Annotated in this window: 24 protein-coding genes; 18 read left to right on the forward strand and 6 right to left on the reverse strand. The window is 67.9% G+C overall.

What is annotated here, in order from left to right:
• Nucleotides 1-78 precede the first annotated feature (78 nt).
• The 5 genes from Q0907_RS02690 (at nucleotide 79) to Q0907_RS02710 (ending at nucleotide 6728) form a co-directional block, all read left to right on the forward strand.
• A complete protein-coding gene (locus Q0907_RS02690) occupies nucleotides 79-1725 on the forward strand; it encodes a GGDEF domain-containing protein (RefSeq protein WP_299341236.1) in 1647 nt (548 codons plus the stop codon).
• Between the two features lie 143 nt (nucleotides 1726-1868).
• Nucleotides 1869-4292 (forward strand): EAL domain-containing protein, encoded by a 2424-nt coding sequence (locus Q0907_RS02695; RefSeq protein WP_299341238.1) that lies wholly within the window; start codon nucleotides 1869-1871, stop codon nucleotides 4290-4292.
• Nucleotides 4293-4329: 37 nt separating this feature from the next.
• On the forward strand, nucleotides 4330-5049 hold the full coding sequence (locus tag Q0907_RS02700) for a pseudouridine synthase (RefSeq protein WP_299341239.1): 720 nt from the start codon (nucleotides 4330-4332) through the stop codon (nucleotides 5047-5049).
• A gap of 91 nt (nucleotides 5050-5140) precedes the next feature.
• The gene (locus Q0907_RS02705; protein ID WP_299341241.1) at nucleotides 5141-6214 is read left to right on the forward strand and encodes a sensor domain-containing diguanylate cyclase; all 1074 of its coding nucleotides are present in this window, start codon (nucleotides 5141-5143) and stop codon (nucleotides 6212-6214) included.
• A 91-nt stretch (nucleotides 6215-6305) separates the two neighbouring features.
• Complete coding sequence (locus tag Q0907_RS02710; RefSeq protein ID WP_299341242.1) at nucleotides 6306-6728, forward strand: universal stress protein; 423 nt, start codon at nucleotides 6306-6308, stop codon at nucleotides 6726-6728.
• A gap of 6 nt (nucleotides 6729-6734) precedes the next feature.
• Here the strand turns inward: Q0907_RS02710 and Q0907_RS02715 are convergent, their stop codons facing one another.
• Nucleotides 6735-7682, reverse strand: a complete 948-nt coding sequence (locus tag Q0907_RS02715; protein WP_296279130.1) for a DMT family transporter — start codon at nucleotides 7680-7682, stop codon at nucleotides 6735-6737.
• 101 nt (nucleotides 7683-7783) lie between these two features.
• Here Q0907_RS02715 and Q0907_RS02720 point away from each other — a divergent pair, with 101 nt between their 5' ends.
• Complete coding sequence (locus tag Q0907_RS02720) at nucleotides 7784-8440, forward strand: Pr6Pr family membrane protein (protein WP_299341244.1); 657 nt, start codon at nucleotides 7784-7786, stop codon at nucleotides 8438-8440.
• Between the two features lie 199 nt (nucleotides 8441-8639).
• Nucleotides 8640-9941 carry an MFS transporter gene (locus tag Q0907_RS02725; RefSeq protein WP_299341245.1) on the forward strand — a complete coding sequence of 434 codons (1302 nt, stop codon included), beginning with the start codon at nucleotides 8640-8642 and terminating at the stop codon, nucleotides 9939-9941.
• 3 nt (nucleotides 9942-9944) lie between these two features.
• Here Q0907_RS02725 and Q0907_RS02730 read toward each other — a convergent pair whose 3' ends face one another.
• The gene (locus tag Q0907_RS02730) at nucleotides 9945-10769 is read right to left on the reverse strand and encodes a DUF72 domain-containing protein (RefSeq protein ID WP_299341246.1); all 825 of its coding nucleotides are present in this window, start codon (nucleotides 10767-10769) and stop codon (nucleotides 9945-9947) included.
• 73 nt (nucleotides 10770-10842) lie between these two features.
• Between Q0907_RS02730 and rraA the strand changes: the two genes are divergently transcribed.
• Nucleotides 10843-11319: a ribonuclease E activity regulator RraA gene (rraA, locus tag Q0907_RS02735; RefSeq protein WP_299341249.1), complete on the forward strand. Its 477-nt coding sequence runs from the start codon at nucleotides 10843-10845 to the stop codon at nucleotides 11317-11319.
• A 329-nt stretch (nucleotides 11320-11648) separates the two neighbouring features.
• On the opposite strand, the gene Q0907_RS02740 is transcribed toward rraA, so the two are convergent.
• Nucleotides 11649-13460: a DUF885 domain-containing protein gene (locus tag Q0907_RS02740; RefSeq protein ID WP_299341251.1), complete on the reverse strand. Its 1812-nt coding sequence runs from the start codon at nucleotides 13458-13460 to the stop codon at nucleotides 11649-11651.
• A gap of 114 nt (nucleotides 13461-13574) precedes the next feature.
• On the opposite strand from Q0907_RS02740, the gene Q0907_RS02745 reads away from it, so the two are divergent.
• A complete protein-coding gene (locus Q0907_RS02745) occupies nucleotides 13575-13925 on the forward strand; it encodes a GFA family protein (RefSeq protein ID WP_299341254.1) in 351 nt (116 codons plus the stop codon).
• Between the two features lie 30 nt (nucleotides 13926-13955).
• Entirely contained in the window at nucleotides 13956-14840 is an 885-nt protein-coding gene (locus Q0907_RS02750) for a DUF2785 domain-containing protein (RefSeq protein ID WP_299341255.1), read from the forward strand.
• Between the two features lie 10 nt (nucleotides 14841-14850).
• Here Q0907_RS02750 and Q0907_RS02755 read toward each other — a convergent pair whose 3' ends face one another.
• Nucleotides 14851-15789, reverse strand: a complete 939-nt coding sequence (locus Q0907_RS02755) for a LysR substrate-binding domain-containing protein (protein WP_296279138.1) — start codon at nucleotides 15787-15789, stop codon at nucleotides 14851-14853.
• Between the two features lie 106 nt (nucleotides 15790-15895).
• On the opposite strand from Q0907_RS02755, the gene Q0907_RS02760 reads away from it, so the two are divergent.
• Nucleotides 15896-16792: a DMT family transporter gene (locus Q0907_RS02760; RefSeq protein WP_299341258.1), complete on the forward strand. Its 897-nt coding sequence runs from the start codon at nucleotides 15896-15898 to the stop codon at nucleotides 16790-16792.
• A 95-nt stretch (nucleotides 16793-16887) separates the two neighbouring features.
• Here Q0907_RS02760 and Q0907_RS02765 read toward each other — a convergent pair whose 3' ends face one another.
• Both Q0907_RS02765 and Q0907_RS02770 read right to left on the reverse strand, forming a co-directional pair.
• Nucleotides 16888-17799, reverse strand: coding sequence for a peptidylprolyl isomerase (locus Q0907_RS02765; protein ID WP_299341261.1), 912 nt, complete (start codon nucleotides 17797-17799; stop codon nucleotides 16888-16890).
• Between the two features lie 67 nt (nucleotides 17800-17866).
• Nucleotides 17867-19168, reverse strand: a complete 1302-nt coding sequence (locus Q0907_RS02770) for an MFS transporter (protein ID WP_299341264.1) — start codon at nucleotides 19166-19168, stop codon at nucleotides 17867-17869.
• Nucleotides 19169-19334: 166 nt separating this feature from the next.
• Here Q0907_RS02770 and cyoA point away from each other — a divergent pair, with 166 nt between their 5' ends.
• From cyoA to Q0907_RS02805, 7 genes are read left to right on the forward strand one after another with little or no spacing between them, the layout of a single operon-like run.
• Nucleotides 19335-20396, forward strand: coding sequence for a ubiquinol oxidase subunit II (gene cyoA, locus Q0907_RS02775; RefSeq protein ID WP_299341267.1), 1062 nt, complete (start codon nucleotides 19335-19337; stop codon nucleotides 20394-20396).
• Between the two features lie 42 nt (nucleotides 20397-20438).
• Nucleotides 20439-22478 (forward strand): cytochrome o ubiquinol oxidase subunit I, encoded by a 2040-nt coding sequence (cyoB, locus tag Q0907_RS02780; RefSeq protein WP_296282524.1) that lies wholly within the window; start codon nucleotides 20439-20441, stop codon nucleotides 22476-22478.
• Nucleotides 22471-23103 (forward strand): cytochrome o ubiquinol oxidase subunit III, encoded by a 633-nt coding sequence (gene cyoC / locus Q0907_RS02785; RefSeq protein WP_299341270.1) that lies wholly within the window; start codon nucleotides 22471-22473, stop codon nucleotides 23101-23103. The genes cyoB and cyoC overlap by 8 nt, the downstream gene beginning before the upstream one ends.
• Nucleotides 23103-23504, forward strand: a complete 402-nt coding sequence (gene cyoD, locus Q0907_RS02790) for a cytochrome o ubiquinol oxidase subunit IV (protein WP_299341273.1) — start codon at nucleotides 23103-23105, stop codon at nucleotides 23502-23504. The genes cyoC and cyoD overlap by 1 nt, the downstream gene beginning before the upstream one ends.
• The gene (locus Q0907_RS02795) at nucleotides 23501-24292 is read left to right on the forward strand and encodes an SURF1 family protein (RefSeq protein ID WP_299341276.1); all 792 of its coding nucleotides are present in this window, start codon (nucleotides 23501-23503) and stop codon (nucleotides 24290-24292) included. Before cyoD ends, Q0907_RS02795 begins: the two co-directional genes overlap by 4 nt.
• Entirely contained in the window at nucleotides 24240-25619 is a 1380-nt protein-coding gene (locus Q0907_RS02800; RefSeq protein ID WP_299341279.1) for an ATP-binding protein, read from the forward strand. Before Q0907_RS02795 ends, Q0907_RS02800 begins: the two co-directional genes overlap by 53 nt.
• Nucleotides 25603-26145 (forward strand): response regulator transcription factor, encoded by a 543-nt coding sequence (locus Q0907_RS02805; protein ID WP_299341281.1) that lies wholly within the window; start codon nucleotides 25603-25605, stop codon nucleotides 26143-26145. Before Q0907_RS02800 ends, Q0907_RS02805 begins: the two co-directional genes overlap by 17 nt.
• Nucleotides 26146-26341 lie beyond the last annotated feature (196 nt).

Raw genomic sequence — 26341 nt, forward strand, 5'->3', positions numbered from 1 at the left:
AGGTGGCACGAAAGTTGCATTTCGTAGACGCAAGCCAGCACACCGGATGTCGGGACGCGGCGACGTACCGGAGTGTCAGTGAAGGGGAACAGGGGACGAATCGGCGGAATCGCGGGGTGGCTGCTGCTGCTCGCGGCCGCGTCGTGCCCGGCGCTGGCGAGCCCCCAGTCCGGCCGCAACTATCTCGTGACCGGTGCGCCCACGTCCGAACAGGCCCCTCAGCGTCACTGTACGCCCGCCATGCAGGCCGGACTGACCGAACGCGTCGAGATTCCCGCGCCGCCCGGCGGGTGGTCGGGGGCGCCGCAGGCGGTCAATGTCTTCAACATCTTCGCGGGCGAGGTGCGCGTGCACCATGGCGACCGCGAGATCTGCGGTCGGATGCACGATGCCCGCACCCGCGATTCGCGCTTCCGCGCCGGCGTCGGCATGGTGGTGGTACCACCGGCGGGTAATCACGAACCCATCCAGGTCGCCTGGGAAAAGCCGCTGAAGCCGGGCTGGATTCCCACGGTGCGCATCGGCGCACCCAGCCCGGTGCAGCAGTTCGACACGGCGCGCCTGCTGGTGCGCACCGCCTGCGTGGCAATCGCCATCGCGCTGGCCTTCATGGCCCTGATGGGCTTCCTGAGCACGCGCGACCGCGCGTTCTTCGGCTACACGCTGCTGTGCGCGCTGAGCGTATTGGGGCAATCGGTGCTGAGCGGACTGAGCGGCTATCCCGAGCCCTGGCTGCCCGTCGATGGGCAGGAAACCCGCTGGCTGGTGGCGTTCTCCTGCCTCGGCTTGCCGATCCTGCTGTACGTGATGTGGCTGCTGGTGGGGGGCGCGCGCTTCTGGCCGACCACCACGCGCTGGCTGCCGTGGATCACGGCCGCCCTGTGCGCGATGGGCATGGCGACGGCGTGGCTGCCGCCGGCCGGCCTGTCCCGCCTGGCCATGGCGATGGACACCGGATTCGTGGCCGGCTGCGTGGTGGTCTTCGCACTTGGCCTGGCATCGCTGCGCCGCCACCGCGCCGACGCGACGGCGGCGCTCGCGGCGGTGTTGCCGTTCCTGACCATGGCGGCGATGGACCTGGCCGACAGCTGCCTGCTGATCGAATACCGCGTGGAGGCCATCCAGCTGTCCATCACCTGGTTCCTGACGGTGAGCGCGTATGTGCTGAACCTGCGCCTGGGACAGCTGCGCCGCCAGCGCGACGAAATGCGCGCACTGGCCGATACCGATGGGCTGACAGGCTTGCCGAACCGGCGCGCCGGCCTGAAGCGGCTGGAACAGCACATGCGCGATGCGCGCACCGGCGACGGGACGCTGGCCGTGGGCTTCCTGGACATCGACCTGTTCAAGCGGATCAACGACGTGCACGGGCACGAGGCGGGCGACCGCGTGCTGGTGGCCGTCGCGGCCACGCTCACCTCGGCCGTGCGCGATCCGGCGGACGTGATCCGCATGGGCGGCGAAGAATTCTTGGTGCTGCTGCCGGGTATCGGCGGTGCGACCGCGCGTGCGCGCCTGGAGACGATGCGCAGTGAGGTGAGCGCCGCGGGCGCGGCGCTGGGCATCGACGGGTTGGTGGTGACCGCCAGCATTGGCTTGGCGACGCTGGTCACCGAAGACACCGACGCGGCCTCGCTGCTGCGCAGGGCGGACGAGGCCATGTACCGGGCCAAGCGCGCCGGCCGCGATCGCGTGGTCGATGCCGAACCCGACGTCGCCCACTGACGACGACCCCGGGCAACGACCACTGGTCGGCAAGGCGGCTCCTTTTCCTGCGATCCCCCTCAAGCGCACCGCGCACGGGCCGATGAGCCGTCGCGGAGCGCAGCGTGGATGCCCTTCGTCCGCGTACACCCACAGGAGCAGGAGTGGACAACTGGGAAGCCACCGCGTCGGGCGCGCCCGACGTCCGGCATGACGACCGTGGCCTGCAGCGGCTGCCGGCGCGGGTGGCAGCGCTCATCGTCCTGTTCGCGCTGGGCGCGCTGCTGACCGCTGCCGTCCTGGAGACGCAGGCGGGCGCCACCGCCTACATCATCGGCGAGAGCCACTGGTCGAAAGCCCACCAGCGTGCGGTGCTGGGACTCTACCGGTACGCCAGCCATGGTCGCCCAAGCGACCTGGATGCCGCGCGCGACGCGTTGCGCGTGCCGTTGGGTGATCGTGAGGGCCGCCGGGCGCTGGAACGCGAACCGATCGATGTTGCGGCCGCCCGTGCGGGCTTCCTGCAGGGCCAGAACACGCCAGCCGACATCGATCGCCTGATCTGGATGTACCGCGCGCTGGCGCGTGCGCCTTACTTCCGCGATTCGGTCAGGCTCTGGCGCGAGGCCGAAGTGGAGATCGACCAGTTGGTCGCGGTGGCCGATGCGCTGGAAGCGCGGACGAAGGCGGGTCCGCTGGATGCGCACGACGTGGCTGCCTACCAGCGGACGCTGCTGGTGATCGACGCGCGCCTGCGCCCGAAGGAACTGGCGTTCTCGCGTTCGTTGGCGCAAGGCGCGCATTTCATGCGGCGCGCCCTGCTGGCGCTCAGCGCACTGGCGTTCATCGGGCTCTGCGCCTACGCATTGCATGTGATGCGCACGACGCTGCGCCGCGTGCGCGAAACCGAAAGCGAATTCCGCATCGCCTTCCACCAGTCGGTGGTCGGCATGGTCAAGCTCGACCGCGAAGGACGGTTCACCCAGGCGAACGAAGCGCTGGCGCAGATCCTGGGGCGGCCGCTGCAGGAACTGCGTGCGTTGCGCCTGGCGGACGTGCTGCACCCGGACGACCTGGTGGTGGACGCCGCCGGTGTCATCGACTGGGTGCGATTGCGGGATGCCGGCGAGCGCCGCTTCGTGCGGCCCGGCGGCGAAGTGCGCTGGGTGCGCTGGACGGCATCGGTGGTCGCCGCCCGCACCGGCCGCAGCGAACGGGTGTTCGTGCTGGCCGAAGACGTCTCCGAAGCGCACGAACTGGCATGCGAGATCGCCCACCAGGCCAGCCACGACGAGCTCACGGGCCTCATCAATCGCCGCGAGATCGCACGACGGCTGGGTCTGGCGCTGGGCGGCGTGCCGGGCGGGCGGCGGCACACGCTCTGCTTCATCGACCTGGACCAGTTCAAGCTGGTCAACGACACCTGCGGCCACGAGGCGGGAGACCGCTTCCTCTGCCAGTTCGCCCATCGCGTGGCCACGCAGCTGCGTCGCGACGACTGGGTGGGACGCCTGGGGGGCGACGAGTTCGCCGTGCTGCTGCACGACACCGGGCTGGACGAGGCGGAAGCGGCGATGGCGCGCATCCAGGCCTCGCTCGGCGAGAACGCCTTCCGCTGGAACGGCCGCATGTTCGCCCTCAACTGCAGCATCGGCGTCGCCGAGATCAACGACGATGCGGTCGACGTGGACTGGCTGCTGCGCGCCGCCGACGCCGCCTGCTACGTCGCGAAGGAAGAAGGCCGCAACCGCATCCGCTGCTACCGCGACACCGACCCCAGCCTGTCCCGCCGGCGCCGGGAGCTGGAATGGGTGGCCCATACGCAGTTGGCGATCGCCGAAGAGCGGTTGCTGCTCTACGCGCAGCGGATCGTCGCGCTGGACGGCGACAGCGGCTTGCAGTACGAAGTGCTGGTGCGCCTGCGCGATCGCGACGGGGCGGTGCATGCGCCCGGGGTTTTCCTGCCGGCGATGGAACGCTACGGCCAGGGCATGGCGGTCGATCGGTACGTGATCGAGGCGGTGTGCCGCTTCTTCGCGCGGCATCCCGCGAGCCTCGCGCGCGTGGACCTGTGCCATGTCAACGTGTCCGCGCAGTCCGTCGCCGATCCGGCCTTCCTCGAATACGTGGGCCAATGGCTGGACCAGCAGCCGGGCGTGGCCCGTCGGTTGTGCTTCGAGATCACCGAGACGGCGGTGATCGCCAACCTCGACGACGCTTGCCGGTTCATCGATGCCATGCGCGAACGCGGTTGCCGCATCGCCCTGGACGACTTCGGCAGCGGGCTGTCGTCCTTCGCCTACCTCAGACGGCTGCCGGTGGACATCCTGAAGATCGACGGCGCCTTCATCCGTGACCTCGCACGGGGCGAATCCGACCTGGCGCTGGTGCGCTCGATGAGCCAGATGGGCCGGGCGCTGGGCAAGGCCACGGTGGCGGAATGGGTGGAGAGCGAGGCCATGCTGGCGCAACTGCGCGAAGTGGGCATCGGCTACGTGCAGGGTTACGCTGTCCATGTCCCTTGCCCGCTCGACGAGTTGATGGCCGGGGACGTGGCCGCCGCCGCGGCGTACGCCGAAACCGCATGATGCGCACGCCGGGCGGCCGATCCCGGATAATGGCCGCATGACCATCCGCCTCAACAAGCACATCGCCGACACCGGCTTCTGTTCCCGCCGCGAGGCCGACCGCCTGATCGCCGAGCGCCGCGTCACCGTCAATGGCATCGCGGCCGGGGTGGGCGCCGTCGTGGGCGAGGGCGACGAGGTACGCGTCGATGGACAGGCGATCAAGGCGCGCGCGGCGAAGGCCGGCAAGCGGAAGCATGTGTACATCGTGCTGAACAAGCCGGTGGGGGTGACCTGCACCACCGAGTCGTCGGTGAAGGACAACATCGTCGACTTCATCGGCCACGAGCAGCGCATCTTCCCGATCGGCCGGCTCGACAAGGACTCCGAAGGCCTGATCCTGCTGACCAGCAACGGCGACATCGTCAACCAGATCCTGCGCGCGGAAAACCGCCACGAGAAGGAATACCTGGTGGCGGTGAACAAGCCGGTCACCGACGAGTTCCTGCGTGGCATGGCGCGTGGCGTGCGCGTGCACGGCCAGATGACCCTGCCGTGCCGGACCAGCCGGATCGCCAAGTTCGGCTTCCGCATCACCCTGACCCAGGGCCTCAACCGGCAGATCCGCCTGATGGCGGCCGCGTTCGACTACCGGGTCACGCAACTGCGTCGCGTGCGCATCGACAACGTCAGGCTGGGCGACCTGAAGGTCGGCCGCTGGCGCAACCTCACCGACCAGGAACTGCGCGGACTGCTGCCGCAGCAGGAAAGCTGGTGACGCGATAGCGTGACCGCGGTCGCGTCGTGGACGCTGTCCCGCGGCGACCATCGCGGCATACTGCGCCGGTGTCCCCCCGCGCATTGACGGCATGAGCCCACCGCCGAAGCCCGACAACGAGGAAGCGCGCCTGGCCGCGCTCTACAGCTTCGATATCCTGGACAGCGCGCCGGAGCGCGGCTTCGATGATCTGGTGCGCATCGCCGCCGGCATCTGCGGCGTGCCGATGGCGGCGGTCACCCTGATCGACCGCGACCGCCAGTGGTTCAAGGCCCAGGTGGGAATCGAGCATCCGGACCCCTCGCGCGAATCCTCTTTCTGCGCGCACGCGATCCTGATGCCCGACAGCACGATGGTGGTGCCCGATGCGACCCGGGATACGCGGTTCGCCGACAATCCGCTGGTGACGGCCGAGAACGGCATCCGCTTCTATGCGGGCACGCCGCTGCTGTCCGGCGATGGCCACGCACTGGGAGCGCTGTGCGTCGTGGACGACCAGCCGCGCGAACTGGAGCCCTACCAGCGCGAGGCGCTCGAGGCGCTTTCGCGGCAAGTGACGCAACTGCTGGAACTGCGCCGCGTCAGCCGGCAGCTCAGTCACCAGCTGCGCGAGCGGGCCTGGTACGAGCAGCAGATGCAGCTGTACCAGGACCAGCTGGAGCAGCAGAACGCCGACCTGTCCGAACAGACGAAGACCGATCCATTGACCGGCCTGCCCAACCGGCGGGCCTTCACCGCCGCGCTCGACGCTGCGATGCAGAAGGCGGGGCAGAGTGGCGAGGCGCTCGCCGTCGCGGTGCTCGATGTCGACCACTTCAAAACCGTCAATGACCTGCATGGCCACGATGAGGGCGATCGCGTGCTGGTCGCGCTGGCGGACATGTTGAGGGCGCAGGCGGCCGGTCGCGGGCTGGCTGCGCGCCACGGCGGCGAGGAGTTCGTCATCCTGATGCCCGGCGCCACGCTGGAGGAAGCGCGCCTGCAATGCGAATTCATGCGCCAGAGCGTGGGCCTGCTGCCGATGGGTCTACCGATCTCCGTCAGCATCGGCCTGGCGGCGCGCCAACGCCAGGACACTGCGGAAACGCTGTTCCGCCGCGCCGACCAGGCCCTCTACGAGGCCAAGCGCAGCGGCCGCGACCGCGTGGTGGCCGCTGCCGCCTGAGTTGATCGGGATCAATGCGGACTGCGGCGGATCGTCGCATCCTGCCTGCATCGGCGGCGCAGCGTGCGGCCGCCCCCTGCGGAGCACGACGATGAAGATCCTGTTGGCCGTGGATGGAAGCGAGATCGGCCTGGCGGCCGTCCGGCACCTGGTGGAATTCGGCAAGTCGCTGGCGGAACCGCCCAGCGTGATCCTGCTGTACGCCGACCCGCCGCTGCTGCGATCGGTCGCGCTCGAACTCGGCAACGACGGCGTCGAGCGCTACCACGCCGAGAACGGCGCCTATGCCATGAAGAAGGCACGCACGGCACTCAAGCGCGCCCAACTCCCGTTCGTGGAGAAAATCGTGGTGGGTGAGCCGGCGGAGAGCATCGTCAAGCAGTCGAAGGCATCGAAGGCGGACATGGTGGTCGTGGGCACGCATGGCCGTGGCGCGCTGAAGCAACTGTTCGTGGGCTCCGTCGCGCTGAAAGTCATCGCGACCAGTCCGGTACCCGTGCTGGTCGCGCGCTGACGACCGTCAGTCGACGATGTTCTTGGCCTCGGAGGTGCCCAGCACCTCCGGGTGCTCGATGCGCTTCTGGCGCTGGGTCAGCGGGTGCAGGAACACCGCGGCCAGGATGATGCCCACGCCCAGGTAGAACAGCGGCGTCAGTTCACGCTGCTCGCCCAGCAGCACGATGGCCAGGACGATGGCGTAGACCGGCTCCAGGTTGGTCACCAGCTGCACGCCGTAGGCGCTGAGGTGCTTCAGCGCGACCAGCGACAGCGCGAACGGCAGCAACGTGCAGGCCAGCGACAGGATCACCAGCAGCGCGCCGTCCTTCAGTCCGGGCAGCACGAACAGGTCGCCCGCGAATGCGGGAAACAGCATGGGCATCAGCGGGGCGAGCGCGGTCAGCAGCAGGGTGCCGGCGCCCAGTTCCAGGCCGGTGATGGTCAGCGGCTCGCCGTGGTCGATCAGGCGCTTGTTGAGCGGGCCGAACACGGCCACCAGCAGCGCCGACAGCGCGCCGACGAGCACGCCCAGGCGCATGCCATCGGGAATGCCGCCCACGACCAGCGCCACGCCCGGCAGCACGGCGATGCCGAACAGCAGTTCGCGCCACGAGAACGGGCGACGCGTCAGCCAGGGCTCGATCACCGAGGTGAAGGCCGGCGCCAGGGCGATGCAGGTCACGGCGACCGATGCGTTCGACAATTTGATGGCGCCATAGAAGGTCAGCCAGTGCAGCGCCACGATTGCGCCGATGCCGCAGTAGGCCAGTACCAGTTTCGGCGACATGGCGCGCAGTCCGCGCCAGACGCGCGGCAACAAGGCGAGGGCGGCCACCACGATCAGCATGCGCCACCACACCAGCGGCAGGGCCGACAGGCTGATCAGCTTGCCCAGGATGGGGGTGAAGCCCCACAGCAGCACGCACAGGTGGATCTGCAGCTGGGCCTTGGCGGTCGGTGTCATCGGCATCCGCCCATTGTCGCCGAAGCACTGCGCGGCTGGCGATGGGACCACTCCCGGCCAGGCATGCGCCGTGGCAAGCTGGCGACACTGCGGACCGAGGATGACCGATGTCGCCTGTACGCCTTCCCGTCGTATCCCGTACCTGCGCCGCCCTCGTGGGCCTGCTGGCCCTGACGGCGCTGACGCTGCAGTACATCCTGCTCGTGCAGCTGACGCGCGACACCCTCGGCGTGGGCTTGGGCACGCTGCGGTTCATTACTTACTTCACCATCCTCAGCAACATCGCGGTGGCGCTGGTCGCGTTCACCGCGGCCACGGGGCGTCCGGGTTTCTTCGTGCAGGCCGGCGTGCGCGGTGCGGTCGCGCTCTACATCGGCGTTACCGGCAGCATCTATTTCTTCATCCTGCGCCACCTGTGGCAGCCGCAGGGCGCGCAATGGTGGGCCGACACCGGCCTGCACTACGCAGTGCCGCTGGCGTACTGGGCGTGGTGGCTGAGCTGCGTGCCGCACGGCGCGCTGCGCTGGCGGAACGTGGCCGGCTGGTTGCTGTTCCCGCTGGCCTATGTAATGTGGGTGTTCGTGCGTGGGGCGTGGCTGGGCGAATACCCGTATCCCTTCATCGATGTCGGCCAGTTGGGCTGGTCGCGGGTCGGGGTCAATGCGCTGGGTGTCATGGGGGTGTTCGTGGTGCTGGGGCTGGTCATCGTGGGTCTGGATCGCATCTTTGGCCGCCGCCGCGCCTCGTCTGTGGGAGCGACGTGAGTCGCGATCGCACGCCCTGCAGTTCCGGTAGCGCCGCCCCAGCCGCAGTCGTTGCAAAGCCAGGCGCGTCTCGCCATGGCGGACCCATGTTCGCGACTCACGTCGCTCCCACAACGAGGCCTATCGCAGGTGTTGGCCTGCTGCAGCACGACAGGCGATTCCTGCGCGCCGTCGAGGTGGCTGACTCGAGGATCACCGCATGACCTTTGGCGATACCCCGCATCCGATCCAGCGCCGCTTCAACCGACGCGATGCGAAGACGCTCGGCCTGTCGGCGCTGGGCGGCGCGCTGGAGTTCTACGACTTCGTCGTGTTCGTGTTCTTCGCAAAGACGTTGGGTGCGTTGTTCTTCCCGCCCGGCACCGCACCCTGGCTGGCGCAGCTGCAGGTGTACGGCATCTTCGCCGCCGGCTACGTGGCGCGTCCGCTGGGCGGCATCGTGATGGCGCACTTCGGCGACCGCCTGGGTCGCAAGCGCATGTTCACGCTCAGCGTCTTCATGATGTCGGTGCCGACACTGCTGATCGGCCTGCTGCCCACGCATGCGCAGGTTGGTGCACTGGCGCCGTTGCTGTTGCTGACGATGCGGATCGTGCAGGGCATCGCGGTCGGTGGTGAAGTGCCGGGTGCCTGGGTGTTCGTCGCCGAGCATGTGCCGCGCGGCCGCGTGGGCATCGCCTGCGCCACGCTGACCGCGGGGCTGACCGCCGGCATCCTGATCGGCTCGCTGCTGGTCGCGTGGATCAACACCCGCTACAGCGCCGCGGAGGTGCAGGCGTGGGTATGGCGCGTGCCGTTCCTGATCGGCGGCGTGTTCGGCTTCGTCGCGGTATGGCTGCGGCGCTGGCTGGAAGAAACGCCGGTCTTCGTCGAGATGCGCGAACGCCGGCAACTCGCCCGCCAGGTGCCGGTCAAGCAGGTGCTCGCCGCGCATCGGCCGGCCGTGGTGCTGTCGATCCTCGCCTCGTGGCAGCTCACGGCGGCGATCGTCGTCATCGTGCTGCTGACGCCGACCCTGGTGCAGACCAGCTTCGGCATCGCGCCTGCGGTCGCGTTCCACGGCAACAGCCTGGCGACGCTGGCGCTGGTGTTCGGCTGCCTGGCCGCCGGCTGGGCGGTGGACAGGATCGGCGTGGGGCGCGCGCTGCTGTCGGGTTCGCTGGGATTGGGCGTGGCGGCCTACGCGCTGTACGGCGCGCTGCTGTCGGGTCACGAAGCGCAGTTCGTGACGTGGTACACGCTGGCCGGCTTCTGTTGCGGCGTGGTCGGCGTGACGCCGGCGCTGATGGTCGCGGCGTTCCCACCGGAAGTGCGATTTTCCGGCCTGTCGTTTTCCTACAACGTGGCGTACGCGGTGTTCGGCGGGCTGACCCCGCCGCTGCTCGCCTGGTTGTCGAAGGCATGGGGCCCGCTGGCCCCGGCGCACTATGTGGCCTTCACCTGCGTGGTCGGTGTCGGCGTGGCCGCCTGGATCATCGCGAAGCGGCCGCTGCGCTACTGAGGGTCACTTCGCGAGTTGGCGGATCATCGCCATCGCCGCCGCCGGGTTGCGTTCTTTCGCACTGCTGATGAAGTACAGGAACACGTCGCGCCTGGGCAGCACGGGCGCGGGCTCGCCCACGTGCGGCAGTTCGGCGATGTCTCCGCCGCGCGACCAGGCGCGTGCGCGCTCGGCCCATTGCGTCAGTTCCTTCGGCGGGTACCCGGTCTCGATCGGTTGCGAGCGCATCAGGCGTGCGTAGACGAAATCCGCGGTGAGGTCGGCGAAGGACGGGTACTCGGTGGAATCGGTGAAGACCGTGGCGACCTGATGGCGACGCGCGAGTTCGATGAAGTCCGCGTCGACGGCGGCGGGGTCGCGGACTTCCAGCGCGTGCCGCAGTGGGCGGCCATCCACGTCGCGCGGGAGCAGCGCCAGGAAGGCATCGAGTTCGTCCGTATCGACGCGTCGTCCCGCTTCGAACTGCCAGACCAGCGGCCCCAGCTTCGGACCCAGTTCGGCGATGCCGCCGACGAAATCCTCCACCTGGGCCCGCGTCGACGCCAGCGAGCGCGACTGCATGATCCGCTTGGGCGCCTTGGCCGAGAACACGAAGCCGTCCGGCGTCTGGTCGCGCCAGTTGGCGTACGTCGTCGGTTTCTGCGCGCTGTAGTAGGTGCCGTTGATCTCGATGGCGGTCAACTGGCGGCTGGCGTATTCCAGTTCCCGCCGTTGCACCAGACCCTCGGGATAGAAGTTCTTGCGCCACGGCGCGAAGGTCCAGCCGCCGATGCCGACGCGGATGCCGTCGGTGGAAACCGGGGGCGGAGAAGCGAAGAGGTCGTCCATGCGCGGAGCATAGCCCGGCATGCGTCGCGGCCGCGTTACCATGCGGTCAACCCGCGCCCTCGGAGCTGCCCGCATGTCCTGGACCACGCCCGACCTGTGCGACCAGTACCCCGATGTGCAGGTCGCCGAGCCGGTGTTCCGCGGCTATGGCGGACGCGTTGCGTTCGCCGGGCCGGCAGTGACGGTGAAGTGTTTCGAGGACAACTCGCGCGTGCGTGAACTGGCGGCGACGCCGGGCGAAGGCCGGGTGATCGTGGTCGATGGCGGCGGTTCGCTGCGGCGCGCGTTGCTGGGCGACCAGATCGCGGCGAACGCGGTGAAGAACGGCTGGTCCGGTTTCCTGATCTTCGGCTGCGTGCGCGATGTGGACGCGCTCGCCGCCTTGCCGCTCGGCGTGCAGGCGCTGGCATCGCATCCGATGAAGACCGACAAGCGCGGCCTGGGCGAGGTGGACGTGCCGGTGGCGTTCGCCGGCCTGTCGATCGCGCCGGGCGACTGGATCTATGCCGATGCCAACGGTGTGATCGTGGCGACCTCGCGCCTGGCGTAGAGCCGAGCTTGCTCGGCTGTTTTCTTGCGAGGAAGCGGAGCAAGCTCCGCTCTACGCCGTGCCATGGAAGCCGCTGGATCCCCGCGTTCGCGGGGATGATGTCCCGGCAAAGGCGCGCTGACGCATGCCTTGGCTTTCTGCCGGTCAGGCATGGCTCCACCGTGTCGCGGTGCATGTGGTCCGCGCGTAGAGCCGAGCTTGCTCGGCTGCCTTTTCCGTGAAGCAAGCGGAGCAAGCTCCGCTCTACACCGTGCCATGGAAGTCGCTGGATCCCCGCATTCGCGGGGATGACGTCCCGGCAAAGGCGCGCTGACGTGCGCGCCGGGACGTCACTTGATCGGTTCGTCCAGCATCAGCTGGCGGACGAAGCGCACCGGCGGTGCGCCGTAGGAAAGCACCTGGTCGTGGTAGGCCTTCAGCTTGAACTGCGCGCCCTGCTTGGCTTCCGCCGCCTTGCGCATGTCGAAGTGCTCCTGCACGCCGACGAAGTACGTCGGCAGCTGCGCCGAGGTCAGCTGCGCGCGCGTCCACTTGCCGGCGGCTTCACGTTCCTGCTGGAAGGTCTGGCGCACCATCAGGTCCATCGCCTGCTCGCGCGTCCAGCCGTCCACCTGCACGCCCTGGTCGAGGATCGCGTTGGCGATCGTGCGCAGGTAGAACTTCATCTGCACCAGGTGGAACAACGGGTCGTTGTCGAGGTAGCCGGCGTCGGACATCATTTTCTCGGTGTAGACCGCCCAGCCTTCGGCGAACATGCCCGAGCGCAGCACCGCGCGCAGCGTCGACGGGAACTTGGCCGAGTGCCAGCCTTCCAGGTAGTGGCCCGGCGTGCCTTCGTGGATGCTCAGCAGGTGGATCATCCGGCTGTTGTATTCGCGCAGGAACGAGTCGACCTGCTTCTGGTCCCACTCGTCCGGAATCGGCGAGACGGCGTAGAAGGTCTTCAGGTTCTTGTCGAGCGGGCCGGGGGAATCGCAGTACGCCACCGCCACGCCGCGCTGGAACTCCGGCATCTCGATGATTTCCACCGGCGCGTCGGGCAGCGTGACCAGGTCGTGCTTGCGCACGAACTCGGTGGCCTGCGCCAGCGCCGCTTCGGCATCCGGCACGACCTTGTCGCGCGCCGGGCGTTCGGCGTAGGCCAGCTCGAGCGCGGCCTCGATCGCCTTCTGCTGTTCGTCGGCAGTGGGCGTTTCCGGCAGCGCGGGCGCGCCGGGCTTGTCCTTCAGCACGGTGCGGGCGATGCCGTACATCTCTTCGCGCACGCGCTTCAGCTCGCCCTCGGCGCGCTGCTTGATGTCGGCGCGCGACAGCGAGGAGAGCAGGGCGAACTGCAGCTTCTGGTCGTACAGCGCCTGGCCGATGCGGAAATCGCCCTTCGCGTTTGGTACCAGCGTCTTGTCCAGCCAGGCCTGGTGCTCGGCCACGGCCTTCTTCAGGCCGTCGATGGCGGCGTCGGCCTGCGCGCGGTCGGCTTCGGGCAGTTCCTTGAGGTGCGGCGTAATGAAGGTATCGACGATGCTGAGGATGCCGGCGTTCTGCTTGGCGACGGTCTCGGCATGCACCTTCGGTACGCGCGCCGGGTCCAGGTTCTCGCGGGCTTGCGCCAGCAGTGCCGGGATCTTTTGCATGCGCGCGGTGGCGGACTTCAGGCGATCCGGCAATGGCGCGAACTCGCGCGCCATCAGGCCGTAGATCGCGCCGCCGGCGACGTTGTTGTAGACCTGCGGGTCCCACGCCCAGCTCTGCAGCGTTTCGGCGGTCCAGATGTCGTACTGCAGCTGGTTGCGCAGGATGGCGGCGTCGACCTGATTCTCGCGCGACAGCGCGGCGATGTCGGTCACATCCAGTTCGGCCAGGATCTTCTTGCTGAACTCCAGGCCCTTCTGCCGGCCAGCGGCGCTCAGGTCGTCGAGTTCGCCGTCGTATTTGTGTTCGCCGATCTGGGTGGCGCCGACGGGCGAGAGTTGCAGCCAGCCTTCCAGGGCGCGCTTGGAGAGATCGGCGAAGGCCGCATCGGCCTTGGCGGTGTCCGTGGAGGCAGCCGCCGTATCGGCGCCGGCAGCGGCGGTGGGGGCTTCGCTCTTCTGACAGGCGGACAGCGAGGCCAGGAGGGCGGCGGCGAGCAGGGTCTTGCGCATGGGAGTCCTGTTGCGGTGCGGCGGTGAGCGGAACCGGAAGCATAGGCCGAAGGTCATGCCCGTGCCCGTGCCATTCGATATACGCTGGCCACCCAGCCAGACGGAAGACGTGCCATGAAGCATGAAGGAAGCTGCCATTGCGGGCGGGTCGCGTTCGAGGTCGAAGGCGAGGTCAACGACGTGATCGACTGCAACTGTTCCCTCTGCCGTCGGCGTGGCGGCCTGTTGTGGTTCGTGCCGCGTGAGGCGCTGGTGTTGAAGACGCCCGAAGGCGACCTGTCGACCTATACGTTCAACAAGCACCACATCCGGCACCACTTCTGCGCTGTCTGCGGGATCGCCCCGTACGGCGAAGCCGCGCATCCCAAGACAGGTGCGCAGATGGCGGCCGTCAACGTTCGCTGCCTGCCGGGCGTGGACCTGGCGGCCCTCAAGGTGACCCCGTTCGACGGCGCCAGCCTCTGACGTGGTCGCCGAAGACTTAGGAAGATCAAGATGCGCATTTCGATAGTGCTGGTGCTGGCGGGCTTATTCGTGTCCTCGCCCGCGTACGCGTCGTGTCCGCCCGAGGGAACGGATGCCGGATCGTTGCGGCTGTTGCGCGAGCAGCGCTTCGCCGTGCCGGACGACGTGCGTGCGACGTTGGTCGAGAGGCTTCCCGCATGCTTGTCCGATCCTGATCCGACGTTGCGCGATGGGATCGGCTACGAGGGTCTCAGTGCGTGGCTTCGTGCGGGCTCGTTGGACGAGACACAGCGCCGCACCCTGCGCGATCGCCTGTACGAGATGCTGGAACAGGATACGGCCGACGGAGTGGGACCTCCGTTCGCCGCACTCGTGCTGTCCGAAGTCGCGCGTACCGACCGCATCGCGCCATGGATGTCGCCGGACGAACGCGACGCGATGGTGCGGCGTGCGGCCGCGTACCTGTCGTCGGTGCGCGACTACCGCGGTTTCGACGCAAAAGACGGCTGGCGCCACGGTGTTGCCCACGGCGCGGACTGGGTACTCCAGTTGGTGCTCAACGAACGTGTGGACCGTGCCCAGGTAGAGACATTGCTCCGGGCGGTAGCAGCCCAGGTCGTGCCTGAAAGTGCGCACGCGTATGTCTTCGGCGAGCCGGGACGACTGGCGCGGCCCGTGCTGTACGCCGCAAAACGCGGTTTGCTCGAGGAAGCGGCGTGGACAGGCTGGTTCGGTGCGCTGCCGCCCCGGCTGGGCGATGCCAAGCAGGCGTATGCGGATACGACCTGGCTCGCGCGTCGCCACGATCTGATGGCTTTCCTGATGAGTGTCCATCTGGAAGCCGATCAGTCCGAAGACCCCAACATCCGTGCGCTGAAACCGATGGTGGTGCAGGCGCTGAAAGCCGTGCCCTGAGTCTGTCGGGCTACTGATGGGCACCACGCCCCAGGAAGTCGTCCGGCATCGGCGGTAGCGGCGTGCGCTCGTCGCGCGCTTCTTCCTTCAGCCAGTCGATGAAGGCCTGCGCGGTGGCGCTGGGAGGTTTGTGCGCCGGATGCACCGCGTAGTAGGCGAAGCGCGCTTTCAGCGCCGGCCCGGGCAGCCGCACGAGTTCGTAACGCTGCAGATAGGGTTGGGCGACATGCCGGCGCGCGAGCGCCGCACCTACGCCATACACGGCGGCGCGCATCGCATCGGTGCTGTCGTTGAAGCTGTGCATCGACGGCAGGCGCAGCCCGCGCACGCCGGCGGCACGGAACCAGTCGCGCCAGCCCTGCAGCGCGAGGTCCGTCACCAGCGGCAACTGGGCGATCTGCCGCGGCTCCTTGACCGCTTCGATGCCGGGCAGGGCGGGCGACGCGACCGGGAACAGTTCATCGTCCATCAGGTGGTGCGAGGTCAGGCCTGCCCAATGCCCGGGTCCATGGCGGATGCCCAGTTCCGGGCCTTCGTCATCGAAGCGCGTCAGCGCGATGCCGGTGTCGACGTGCAGGCGGACATGGGGATGGCGCGCGCAGAAACGCGGTAACCGCGGCAGCAGCCAGCAATAGGCCATCGAATGCAGCGTGGTAATGCGCAGCGTGGTGGTCTTGCCGGCGAGTCGCAGGTGCGAGGCCACGGCATCGATATCGCCGAGCGCCGCATTGGCGGCATCCGCCAATTGGCGGCCTTCCATCGTGAGCTTCACGCCGCGCGCGTGGCGCTGGAACAGGACCACGCCGAGCAGTCCTTCCAGTTTGCGTACGTGGTGGCTGACGGCGCTGGCGGTGAGGTGCAGTTCGTCGGCGGCGTGGGCGAAATTCTGGTGGCGGGCGGCGGCGGCGAAAACGCCGAGGGCGGGCAGCAGGGCGGGGCGCAGGCTCATGGTGGCTCCAGGCACAAGCCATATTTGTGGCTTGGCCGTATCGTACGCGCTTGTGGGGTTGGCGGGATCGGCCAGAATGGCGGCAGGCACGAACGAGGCTCCCACCATGGCACAGGCGACGACCACCGTAGACCCCATCCCGCAGGTGGCCGGACGCGACTGGCGCACGCCGCTGGAGTTGCTGGCGCTGGGCGCGATCTGGGGTAGCTCGTTCCTCTTCATGCGCATCGCGGCGAACCCGTTCGGACCATTCGCGCTGGTCGAGGTGCGGCTGGCGCTGGGAGCATTGGTCCTGCTGCCGTTCCTGTGGCGCGAGCGCGCGCACTTCCGCGCCGGCATGTGGCCGCGCCTGGCGATGATCGGCGCGATCAATTCGGCCATCCCGTTCCTGTTGTTCGCGTGGGCGGCGCAGCGTTCGCCTGCGGCGATCGGCGCGATCTGCAACGCGATGACCGTGTTGTTCGCGGCGCTGGTGGGGTTCCTGTTCTTCGGCCAGAAGATCGGCACACGCCGTTCGCTGGCGCTGCTCGTGGGTTTCGTGGGCGTGGTCGTGCTGGCGACGAGCAAGGCCGGTGGCTTGAGTGTGGGCGGCGCGGTGGTGGCCGGCTCCACGGCGGCGTTGCTGTACGGCGTGGGCGTGAACCTGGTGCGCAAGCATCTGGCGGGCATCCCGCCGGCGGCCGCAGCGGCGGCGACGCTGGGCTGCGCGGCGCTGCTGGTGCTGCCTTTCGCGGCAACGCATTGGCCCACCGCCAGCATCGCGCCCGGTGCATGGGGTGCGGCCATCGCCATCGGCGTGGTCTGCACCGGCTACGCGTTCCTGCTGTATTACCGGTTGATCCAGCGCATCGGTCCGGCCCGCGCATCGACGGTGACCTACCTGGTGCCGCTGTTCGGTGCGGGCTTCGCGTGGGCGTTCCTCGCCGAGCCGGTCACGCTGGCGATGCTGGCCGCGGGCGCGCTGATCCTGGGCAGCGTGGCGGTGAGCCAGCGGGCGACGTGAGGCTGTCGCGTTCTTGTGGGAGCGACGTCAGTCGCGATGACGTCGTCGCACGGCCTCATCGCGACTGACGTCGCTCCCAAGGGATGATCAGTGGCTCAACGCTTGGCTTCGCGCACCGGCAGCGGCACGTTGCACAGGTCGATATGGCCGGCCGGACGCACGTACCAGCCGTCGCGGCGGTTGCGGCGCGCCTCGGTGGCGGCGGCAAAGGTTTTCGAATCGGTGCGCAGGACCTGCAGCGGGGTGCGTTCGGCATCGGGCACATCGCTGGCGAGGCGAACGGTGGTGATCGGCGTGCGCTCGGTGGCGTTCTCGTAGAAGCCCATCGGCTCCGGGCCGCGGGGGATCGCGCTGAGCAGTTCCATGCCTTTCACCACGCGGCCGACCAGGGTGATGTTGCGGTCGAGTTGCCGCGGCGACTGGCCGGTGACCACGTAGAGCTCGCTGCCGTTGCTGCTGTCGGGCGGACCGCCCCGGCCTGCACCCAGGGCGCCGTAGCAGTGCGCCAGCCAGACCTCGTTCTTCTTCGGGTCGCGTCCCGCCGGGAAACCATCGACGAAGCCGACCTCGGGCGCCCAGCCATCGGCGTCCGGCAATCGGGTGAAGGACATGTCTCTGCCCGTGCGTGCGAATTCCGCCGGCAGCTTCGTCTTCGCCGTGCCCAGCGATTTCGCCTTGGCGGTGTCTTCCGCATCGGCATCGCCGAACTGCACCACGAAGTTGTCCTGCGAGCGGTAGATGCCCAGTCCGTTCCAGAAGCCCTCGTGCGCCAGCGTGCGGATGTTGGCCACGTGCTCGGGCGCAAAGGCGGGCGCCAGTTCGATCACGACCCGTCCGCCCGGTACGTCCATGTACAGCGTGTTCGCCGGGTCGAGCGTGCGCCAGTCGGCGTCCGGCGAGGCGTCCAGGATCTCCTTGGCGCTCAGGTACTTCGGGGGCTCGGCGGCGTACGCGGTGGGCAGGGCGATCAGGCAGGCGAGCAGCAGCGGGAGACGGCGCATGGGCATTCCTGGACACGGGATGCCCGGATTGTAGTGCGCCGTAAGCGCGGGCGGTGGACGCCCCCGTGGACGATCAGCTCTTGTAGTTCTTCGCGCGGTTGATGCCGAGCGCGATCAGCGTGCCCAGTGCGCCGGACAGCAGGTAGGCGCCCAGCCATTCCAGCCCGAAGTTGGCGCACAGGCCCAGCGCCACCAGCGGGGCGAAGCCGGCGCCGATCAGCCAGGCCAGGTCGGATGTCAGTGCTGCACCGGTGTAGCGGTAGCGGCGACCGAAATTCGCGGTGACCGCGCCCGCCGCCTGGCCGTAGGACAGGCCGAGCAGGGCGAAGCCGATCAGGATGAAGGCGCCCTGGCCGAACGATCCGCCTTCCATCAGGGTCGGTGCGAAGCCGCTGAACATCGCGATGCCGACGGCCAGGCCGCCGAGCGTGCGTGCACGGCCGACGCGGTCGGCGATGAGGCCCGACGCCACGATGGCGCCGGCGGCGATGAAGGCGCCGAGGATCTGCACGAGCAGGAAACTGACGACCGACTGCTGCGAATACAGCAGGATCCACGACAGCGGAAAGATCGTGACGATATGGAACAGTGCATAGCTCGCGAGCGCGGCGAACGCGCCGATCACGACGTGCCGGCCCTTGGCCTCGAACAATTCGCGCACCGGCGTGGGCTCGAGTTCCAGCTCGCCCATCTTGTCCTGGTATTCGTCGGCCACCACGATGCGCAGCCGAGCGAACAGTGCCACCACGTTGATGGCGAACGCGACGAAGAACGGATAGCGCCAACCCCACGTCAACAGGTCGGCTTCTTCTAGGTTGGCGTACAGGAACGCGAACACCCCAGCCGCCACGATGAAGCCGACCGGCGCGCCCAGCTGGCCCAGCATGGCGTACCAGCCGCGGCGTTCCTTGGGCGCGTTGAGTGCTAGCAGCGAGGGCAGGCCGTCCCACGAGCCGCCCAAAGCCAGGCCCTGCACGACGCGCAGGCACGCCAGCAGTGCGATCGACGTCGCGCCCAACGCGGCATAGCCCGGAAGGAAGGCGATCCCGGCAGTCGCGGTGCCCAGCAGGAACAGCGCCACGGTCAGCTTGATGCCGCGTCCCCAGCGCGCCTGGATCTTCATCGACAGCATGGTGCCGAACGGGCGCGCGACGAAGGCCAGCGCGAACAGCGCGAACGACCACAGCGTGCCTTCCAGGCGATCCACGAAGGGGAAGAACACCGCGGGAAAGATCAGCGCAGAGGCGATGCCGAAGACGAAGAAGTCGAAGTATTCCGACGCACGCCCTATGACCACGCCCACCGCGATCTCGCCCGGGGCGACATCGGCATGGGCCTTGGTGCCGTGGTCGTGAGTGGATCGCGTGGGGTTCATGGAGGCCATGGGACGGGGCTGCCGGGTCGGACCAGGGGAAAGGTACGCCCATAGGGTCGCAAACCGTACCCCTCGCCGCGATAGGACAAAACGTCCAATACTCCCTGCCGGGCCCGCGCACTACATTGATCACGATCAATCCGTAAGCCCCACGCCCATGTCCCTCATGCGTCGAGCCCTGCCGTCCGCCGTGGCGATTCCCGCCGCCGCCGTGCTGTCGGGCTGCAACCTGCAGGTCCTCAATCCCGCCGGCGACATCGCCATCCGCCAGGGCAACCTGATCCTGGTGGCGACGGCGCTGATGCTGCTGGTGATCATCCCGGTGATCGCGCTGACGTTCTGGTTCGCGTGGCGCTACCGCGCCTCGAACACGCAGGCCACCTACAAGCCCGACTGGGACCATTCGACGCAGCTGGAGCTGGTCATCTGGGGTGTGCCGCTGCTGATCATCATCGCGCTGGGTGCGGTGACGTGGATCGGCACGCACTTGCTGGACCCGTATCGCCCGCTGGGACGCATCGCCGAAGGGCGTCCGGTACCGGAGGAGGTGAAACCGCTGGAAGTGCAGGTGGTAGCGCTGGACTGGAAATGGCTGTTCGTCTATCCCGAATACGGCGTCGCCTCGGTCAACCAGATGGCCGCGCCGGTCGATCGCCCGATCACGTTCCGCCTGACCTCGTCGTCGACGATGAACGCGTTCTACGTGCCGGCGCTGGCCGGGATGATCTACACGATGCCGGCGATGGAGACCAAGCTGCATGCCGTCATCAACAAGGCGGGCGAGTACGAAGGCTTTTCCTCGCACTACAGCGGCGAGGGCTTTTCGCACATGCGCTTCCGTTTCCATGCGCTGTCCGACGAAGGTTTTGATCGCTGGATCGAAGGCGCCCGTGCCGGCGGCAACGCGCTGACCCGCGCCGAGTATCTGCAGCTGGAAGTGCCGAGTTCGCGCGAGCCCTCCCGCCTCTATGCGTCCGTGGATGCGGGGCTGTTCGATGCGGTGGTCAATCGCTGCGTCGACACCGACCGCCTGTGCATGGACCAGATGATGGCCTACGACGCCATGGGCGGCCGCGGCCTGGACGGCATGCAGGCGTTGCAACGTCCGCGCCGGGGCAACCTGGCCGCAGGTCCGTTCGTCCGCGCCGAACTCTGCACGGTCGAAACGGCGCAGGCCGCGGAGCGCGGTTCCGCCGTGCCCACCGCTGGCGGTCTGAAGGCGCCCTGACGCGCCCCGCCGGCGCCTACCTGGAATCACCGGATCAGCACGATGGCTTTCGATACAAGCTCCGTCCCCCACTCACCGATCACCGGTCGCCTGGCCTGGGACGCCATTCCCATGCTGCACGACCCGATCATCGCCGCGACCTTCATCGGTACCTGCATCGCCGGTCTCGCGCTGCTCGCGGTGATCACGAAGTACAGGCTGTGGGGCTGGCTGTGGCGCGAGTGGTTCACCAGCATCGACCACAAGAAGATCGGCATCATGTACATGGTGCTGGGCCTGGTAATGCTGCTGCGCGGATTCGCCGATGCCATCATGATGCGCCTGCACCAGGCGATGGCCTTCGGCGACAACCTGGGCTACCTGCCGCCGCACCACTACGACCAGATCTTCACCGCCCATGGCGTGATCATGATCTTCTTCGTCGCCATGCCGCTGGTCACCGGCCTGATGAACTACCTGGTGCCGCTGCAGATCGGTGCGCGCGACGTGGCATTCCCGTTCCTCAACAATTTCAGCTTCTGGATGACCACCGCCGGCGCGGTACTGGTCATGCTGTCGTTGTTCCTGGGCGAGTTCTCCACCGCAGGATGGCTGGCGTTGTCCGGCCTGGGCAACCAGGACCCCGGGGTGGGGCTGGACTACTACATCTGGGCACTGCAGATAGCGGGCGTCGGTACATTGTTGTCCGGCGTGAACCTGCTGGTGACCATCCTGAAGATGCGCGCGCCCGGCATGGGCCTGATGAAGATGCCGGTGTTCACCTGGACGGCGCTGTGCACCAACGTGCTGATCGTGGTGTCTTTCCCCGTGCTGACCGCGGTGCTGGCGCTGATGACGCTGGACCGCTACGTAGGCACCAACTTCTTCACCACCGACCTTGGCGGCAACGCCATGCTGTACGTCAACCTGATCTGGATCTGGGGTCACCCGGAGGTCTACATCCTGATCCTGCCGCTGTTCGGCGTGTTTTCCGAGATCGTGTCCACGTACTCGGGCAAGCGGCTGTTCGGCTACTCGTCGATGGTCTACGCCACGGTCTGCATCACGGTGCTGTCGTACCTGGTGTGGCTGCACCATTTCTTCACCATGGGCTCGGGCGCGAGCGTCAACTCGTTCTTCGGCATCACCACGATGATCATCTCGATCCCCACCGGGGCGAAGATCTTCAACTGGCTGTTCACGATGTACCGCGGCCGCATCCGCTTCGAAGTGCCGATGCTGTGGACGATGGGCTTCATGGTCACCTTCGTGATCGGCGGCATGACCGGCGTGCTGCTGGCGGTGCCGCCGGCGGACTTCGTGCTGCACAACTCGCTGTTCCTGGTCGCCCACTTCCACAACGTGATCATCGGCGGCGTGGTGTTCGGCCTGTTCGCGGCGATGACGCACTGGTTCCCCAAGGCGTTCGGCTTCCGGCTGGACGACTTCTGGGGCAAGGTCTCGTTCTGGTTCTGGCTGGCCGGCTACTGGTTCGCGTTCACGCCGCTGTACGTGCTGGGCCTGATGGGCGTGACCCGCCGCATGAGCCATTTCGAGGATCCTTCGCTGCAGATCTGGTTCCAGATCGCCGCCTTCGGCGCGGTCCTGGTGGCGATCGGCATCGCCGCGTTCCTGTTCTGCATCTACATCAGCTTCCGCCGACGCGAACAGCTGCGCGACCACACCGGCGATCCGTGGGGTGGCCGCACACTGGAGTGGTCCACGTCGTCGCCGCCGCCCGATTACAACTTCGCGTTCACACCGGTCGTGCACGACACCGATGCCTGGACGGACATGAAGCAGCGTGGGTTCCAGCGTCCGCGCGACGGATTCAAGGCGATCCACATGCCGCGCAACACTGGGGCCGGCGTCATCCTGTCGGCACTGAGCACGGTCTGCGGCTTCGCCCTGATCTGGCACGTCTGGTGGCTGGCGGGCGTGTCGCTGGTGGCGACGATCGTCTATGCCATCTGGCACAGCTTCGACCGCAACCGCGACTACTACATTCCGGCCGACGAGGTCGCCCGCACTGAGCAGGCGCGCACCGAACAGCTGGAGCGCGCACTCCTGAACCAAGGCCTTGCGAAGCACGCCCATGTCTGAGTCCATCGCCCTGAATCGACCCGACGGCTCGCCGGTGTTCCTGGACACAGAGGGCAGGCATCATCCCGAGAACGGCACGCTGCTGGGCTTCTGGATCTACCTGCTCAGCGACCTGATGATCTTCGGCAGCCTGTTCGCCACGTTCGGAGTGTTTTCCGGCAGCTATGCGGCCGGCCCGTCCGGCCGCGACCTGTTCCTGCCCAACCTGCACCTGGTCGCGATCAATACGGGCATCCTGCTGGTGTCGTCGATCACCTACGGCTTCGCGATGCTGGCGATGATGAAGCGCAGCGCCCGCGGTACGGTCGGCTGGCTTCTGGTCACCGGACTGCTGGGCCTGGCGTTCCTGTCGATCGAGGTCTACGAGTTCCATCACCTGATCCACATAGGTGCGGGACCCCAGCGCAGCGCGTTCCTGTCGGCGTTCTTCACCCTGGTCGGCACACACGGCCTGCACGTGCTGTTCGGCGTCATCTGGCTGGTCGTGCTGTGCGTACAGGTGCACAAGTGGGGGCTCAATCGCACCACCACGCGCCGCATCGCCTGCCTGTCGATGTTCTGGCATTTCCTGGACGTCGTCTGGATCGGCGTCTTTACCTTCGTCTACCTGATGGGCGTGCAGTGATGGCCAACCCTTCTTCTTCTTCCGAACACGACGACGTTTTCGAGGACGGCATTCCGCACGCCAGCCTGAAGGAGTACGCGACCGGCTTCGTGCTGTCGGTCGTGCTGACTGCCATCCCGTTCTGGCTGGTGATGGCCAAGGTGCTGCCCACGCCGGCCATCACCACGCTGGTGATCCTGGCCTTCGCCATGGCCCAGGTGGTCGTGCACATGGTGTATTTCCTGCACATGAATCCGAAGTCGGAAGGCGGCTGGAACCTGTTCGCGCTGATCTTCACTGCCGTCCTTCTGGTGATCGTGCTGGCCGGCACGTTGTGGGTCATGCACAACATGAACACCCACATGATGCCGGGCTCGCACGACATGCATCAGGTGCAGGACGCGGTCCAGAGCCTTCCGTGAACGATCCCGCCGCCGCGACGCGTCCTCCTGCGCCGCGCAGGCGGTGGCGGGTCGCGTTCGCCGGCCTGCTGGCGGTCGCCTTCTGCGGATTCATCGCACTGGGCGTGTGGCAGCTGCAGCGGATGGCGTGGAAGCACGATCTGATCGCGCGCGTCGATGCGCGCATCCACGCAGCGGCTGTGCCCGCGCCGTCGCGCGCTCAGTGGGCGTCCGTCAGCGACGCGAACGACAGTTACCGGCGCGTGTCGGTCAGCGGGCGTTTCGTGCCCGGCAGCGAAACGCGCACGCAGGCGGTCACCGAACTCGGTGGCGGCTTCTGGCTGCTCCAGCCGCTGCAGACCGACGATGGCGATCGCGTGCTGGTGAACCGCGGCTTCGTGCCGATCGGCGGGGCGGTGTCGCCTGCGCCGGAGGGGCGGGTGGTGGTGCAAGGGCTCCTGCGCATGAGCGAGCCGGAGGGCGGTTTCCTGCGCCGGAACGTGCCGGCAGAGGACCGATGGTACTCGCGCGACGTCGCCGCGATCGCCGGCGCGCGGGGCCTGCCGGTCCGGGACGTCGCGCCGTTCTTCATCGATGCCGACCGCGATCCGGCCGTGCGCGGGTGGCCGCGCGGCGGCATGACGGTGGTGACGTTCCGCGACCCGCACCTGTCCTATGCGCTGACCTGGTTCGGCATGGCGTTGCTGGCGCTGGTCGGCGGTGGCCTGCTGGTCGCGTCGGAGCGCCGGTTGCGCCATGATCGGCGCCTCCGTCGCCCCCCGGACCCGCATGTACTTCCGCCAGGCTGATTCCGTCGACGATCCCGGGCGCGCCGTGCCCCGCATGGACGGCTCGCACGACCGCGCCGGGCTGCGCAACCTGCAGCAGCTCATCCAGCTGCGCTGGATCGCGGTGGTCGGTCAGGTGGCGACGATCCTCATGGTGCAGTACGGCCTGGATATCGCGTTGCCGCTCGCGCCGATGTTCGCCGTGCTGGCCGCGCTGGCACTGTTCAACCTGGCCAGCCACGCGTGGTGGCGGCGTCATGCGCAGGTGTCCCACGGCGCGCTGTTGATCGGCCTGCTGGTGGACGTGGCCTCGCTGACCATCCAGCTGTACCTGTCGGGCGGCATCGCCAATCCGTTCGTGTTCCTGTTCCTGCTGCAGGTCGTGATCGGCACGGTACTGCTGCGCTCGCCGGGCAGCTGGGTGATCGCGGCTGCCGCTGCGCTGTGCGTGGTGGGGCTGGCAGCCGTGCCCGCGCCGCTGAAGCTGGCCGTGGAACCGGCGCGTGGGCTGGCCGACCACTACGTGCAGGGATTGCTGGTGTGCTTCCTCCTGATCGCCGGCCTGCTGGTCGTGTTCATCACCCGCATCGGCGGCATCCTGCGCGAGCGCGACGCGCGGCTGGCCGAGCTGCGCCAGCGGGCGGTGGAGGAGGAGCACATCGTGCGCATCGGGCTGCTGGCCTCGGGTGCCGCACACGAACTGGGTACGCCGCTGTCCACGCTGTCGGTGATCCTCGGCGACTGGCAGCACCTGCCCACCATGGCGTCCGATGGCGAGCTGCACAACGATGTGCTGGAAATGCAGGTCCAGGTCGCGCGCTGCAAGTCCATCGTCACCAATATCCTGATGGCCGCCGGCGAGACGCGTGCCGAGGCGCCGACGGAGACGACGCTGCATGCGCTGTTCGACGATCTGGCGCATAAATGGGAACAGGCGCGCGGTCCGTCCCGCTTCGAATACCGCAACCAGACGCCCTTCGATCGCCGTATCGTCACCGATGCCGGACTTCGACAGATGGTGTTCAACGTGCTCGACAACGCGCTGGAAGCGTCGCCGGACTGGGTCGGGATGGACGTCCGCATCCACGATGACGCCGTGAGGGTCGAGGTCTCCGATGCCGGCCCCGGCTTCGAGCCCGGCATCCTGCGGCGCCTGGGCACGCCCTACAACAGCAGCAAGGGCAGGCCGGGCGGAGGCCTGGGGCTGTTCCTGTCGGTCAACGTGGCGCGCACGCTCGGTGGCAGGCTGGATGCGGCCAACCAGCCGCAGGGCGGCGCGACGGTCACGCTGACGTTGCCGCTGGCGGCGATCGCGATCGAGGAGACGGATGATGACGACCAGGATTGAGCGCCGGTTGCTGATCGTCGAGGACGATGCGGCGTTCGCGCGGACGCTGGTGCGTTCCTTCGAACGGCGCGGCTACCAGGTGCGTCATCTCGCGGGCGAGGAAGGCATGGCGGCGCTGCTGGCGGAGTTCGCGCCCACGCATGCGGTGGTGGATCTCAAGCTGGCCGGCGGCGCGTCCGGCCTGTCCAGCGTCAAGCGGCTGCACGACGCCGACCCGTCGATGGTGATCGTGGTGCTGACCGGCTATGCCAGCATCGCCACCGCGGTGGAGGCGATCAAGCTGGGCGCACGCCACTACCTCGCCAAACCGTCGAACACCGACGATATCGAAGCAGCCTTCCAGCGCGCCGCGGGCGATGCCGACGTGGAACTGACCGCGCGCACGACCTCCATCAAGACGCTGGAGTGGGAACACATCCACGAAGCGCTCGCGGCCAGCGACTTCAATATCTCCGAAGCCGCACGCCGGCTGGGACTTCACCGGCGCACGCTGGCACGCAAGCTGGAGAAGCGGCGGGTCAAGTAGGGCGTGCGTCCCGGTGCCGGCAATCCTGCAGGGCCGCCACGCTACCCATGTCGACCGCCCGGGCCACGCAGGCCTGCCACCAGCGCGCGCGTGTTCCCGCGCCTCCCTGACTGCCTGGACGTCATGACGCAGGACGGGGTGACTACTGGCACATTCGCTATATCAAACTTCGTAATAGCATCCTCTCCAACCTAGC

It is taken from the genome of uncultured Pseudoxanthomonas sp. (genome assembly GCF_947498795.1).
Classification (GTDB): Bacteria; Pseudomonadota; Gammaproteobacteria; order Xanthomonadales; family Xanthomonadaceae; genus Pseudoxanthomonas_A.

Bases quoted from the DNA above. Each gene is read 5' to 3' on its own strand.
- Q0907_RS02715 (WP_296279130.1), bottom strand. From the start codon at position 7,682: ATGCCGATGACACCGACCGCCAAGGCCCAGCTGCAGATCCACCTGTGC.
- Q0907_RS02760 (WP_299341258.1), top strand. From the start codon at position 15,896: ATGGCACAGGCGACGACCACCGTAGACCCCATCCCGCAGGTGGCCGGA.
- Q0907_RS02705 (WP_299341241.1), top strand. From the start codon at position 5,141: ATGAGCCCACCGCCGAAGCCCGACAACGAGGAAGCGCGCCTGGCCGCG.
- Q0907_RS02710 (WP_299341242.1), top strand. From the start codon at position 6,306: ATGAAGATCCTGTTGGCCGTGGATGGAAGCGAGATCGGCCTGGCGGCC.
- Q0907_RS02740 (WP_299341251.1), bottom strand. From the start codon at position 13,460: ATGCGCAAGACCCTGCTCGCCGCCGCCCTCCTGGCCTCGCTGTCCGCC.
- cyoA (WP_299341267.1), top strand. From the start codon at position 19,335: ATGCGTCGAGCCCTGCCGTCCGCCGTGGCGATTCCCGCCGCCGCCGTG.
- cyoD (WP_299341273.1), top strand. From the start codon at position 23,103: ATGGCCAACCCTTCTTCTTCTTCCGAACACGACGACGTTTTCGAGGAC.
- cyoB (WP_296282524.1), top strand. From the start codon at position 20,439: ATGGCTTTCGATACAAGCTCCGTCCCCCACTCACCGATCACCGGTCGC.
- cyoC (WP_299341270.1), top strand. From the start codon at position 22,471: ATGTCTGAGTCCATCGCCCTGAATCGACCCGACGGCTCGCCGGTGTTC.
- Q0907_RS02770 (WP_299341264.1), bottom strand. From the start codon at position 19,168: ATGAACCCCACGCGATCCACTCACGACCACGGCACCAAGGCCCATGCC.
- Q0907_RS02720 (WP_299341244.1), top strand. From the start codon at position 7,784: ATGTCGCCTGTACGCCTTCCCGTCGTATCCCGTACCTGCGCCGCCCTC.
- Q0907_RS02805 (WP_299341281.1), top strand. From the start codon at position 25,603: ATGACGACCAGGATTGAGCGCCGGTTGCTGATCGTCGAGGACGATGCG.
- Q0907_RS02745 (WP_299341254.1), top strand. From the start codon at position 13,575: ATGAAGCATGAAGGAAGCTGCCATTGCGGGCGGGTCGCGTTCGAGGTC.
- Q0907_RS02755 (WP_296279138.1), bottom strand. From the start codon at position 15,789: ATGAGCCTGCGCCCCGCCCTGCTGCCCGCCCTCGGCGTTTTCGCCGCC.
- rraA (WP_299341249.1), top strand. From the start codon at position 10,843: ATGTCCTGGACCACGCCCGACCTGTGCGACCAGTACCCCGATGTGCAG.
- Q0907_RS02750 (WP_299341255.1), top strand. From the start codon at position 13,956: ATGCGCATTTCGATAGTGCTGGTGCTGGCGGGCTTATTCGTGTCCTCG.
- Q0907_RS02730 (WP_299341246.1), bottom strand. From the start codon at position 10,769: ATGGACGACCTCTTCGCTTCTCCGCCCCCGGTTTCCACCGACGGCATC.
- Q0907_RS02765 (WP_299341261.1), bottom strand. From the start codon at position 17,799: ATGCCCATGCGCCGTCTCCCGCTGCTGCTCGCCTGCCTGATCGCCCTG.
- Q0907_RS02725 (WP_299341245.1), top strand. From the start codon at position 8,640: ATGACCTTTGGCGATACCCCGCATCCGATCCAGCGCCGCTTCAACCGA.
- Q0907_RS02800 (WP_299341279.1), top strand. From the start codon at position 24,240: ATGATCGGCGCCTCCGTCGCCCCCCGGACCCGCATGTACTTCCGCCAG.
- Q0907_RS02700 (WP_299341239.1), top strand. From the start codon at position 4,330: ATGACCATCCGCCTCAACAAGCACATCGCCGACACCGGCTTCTGTTCC.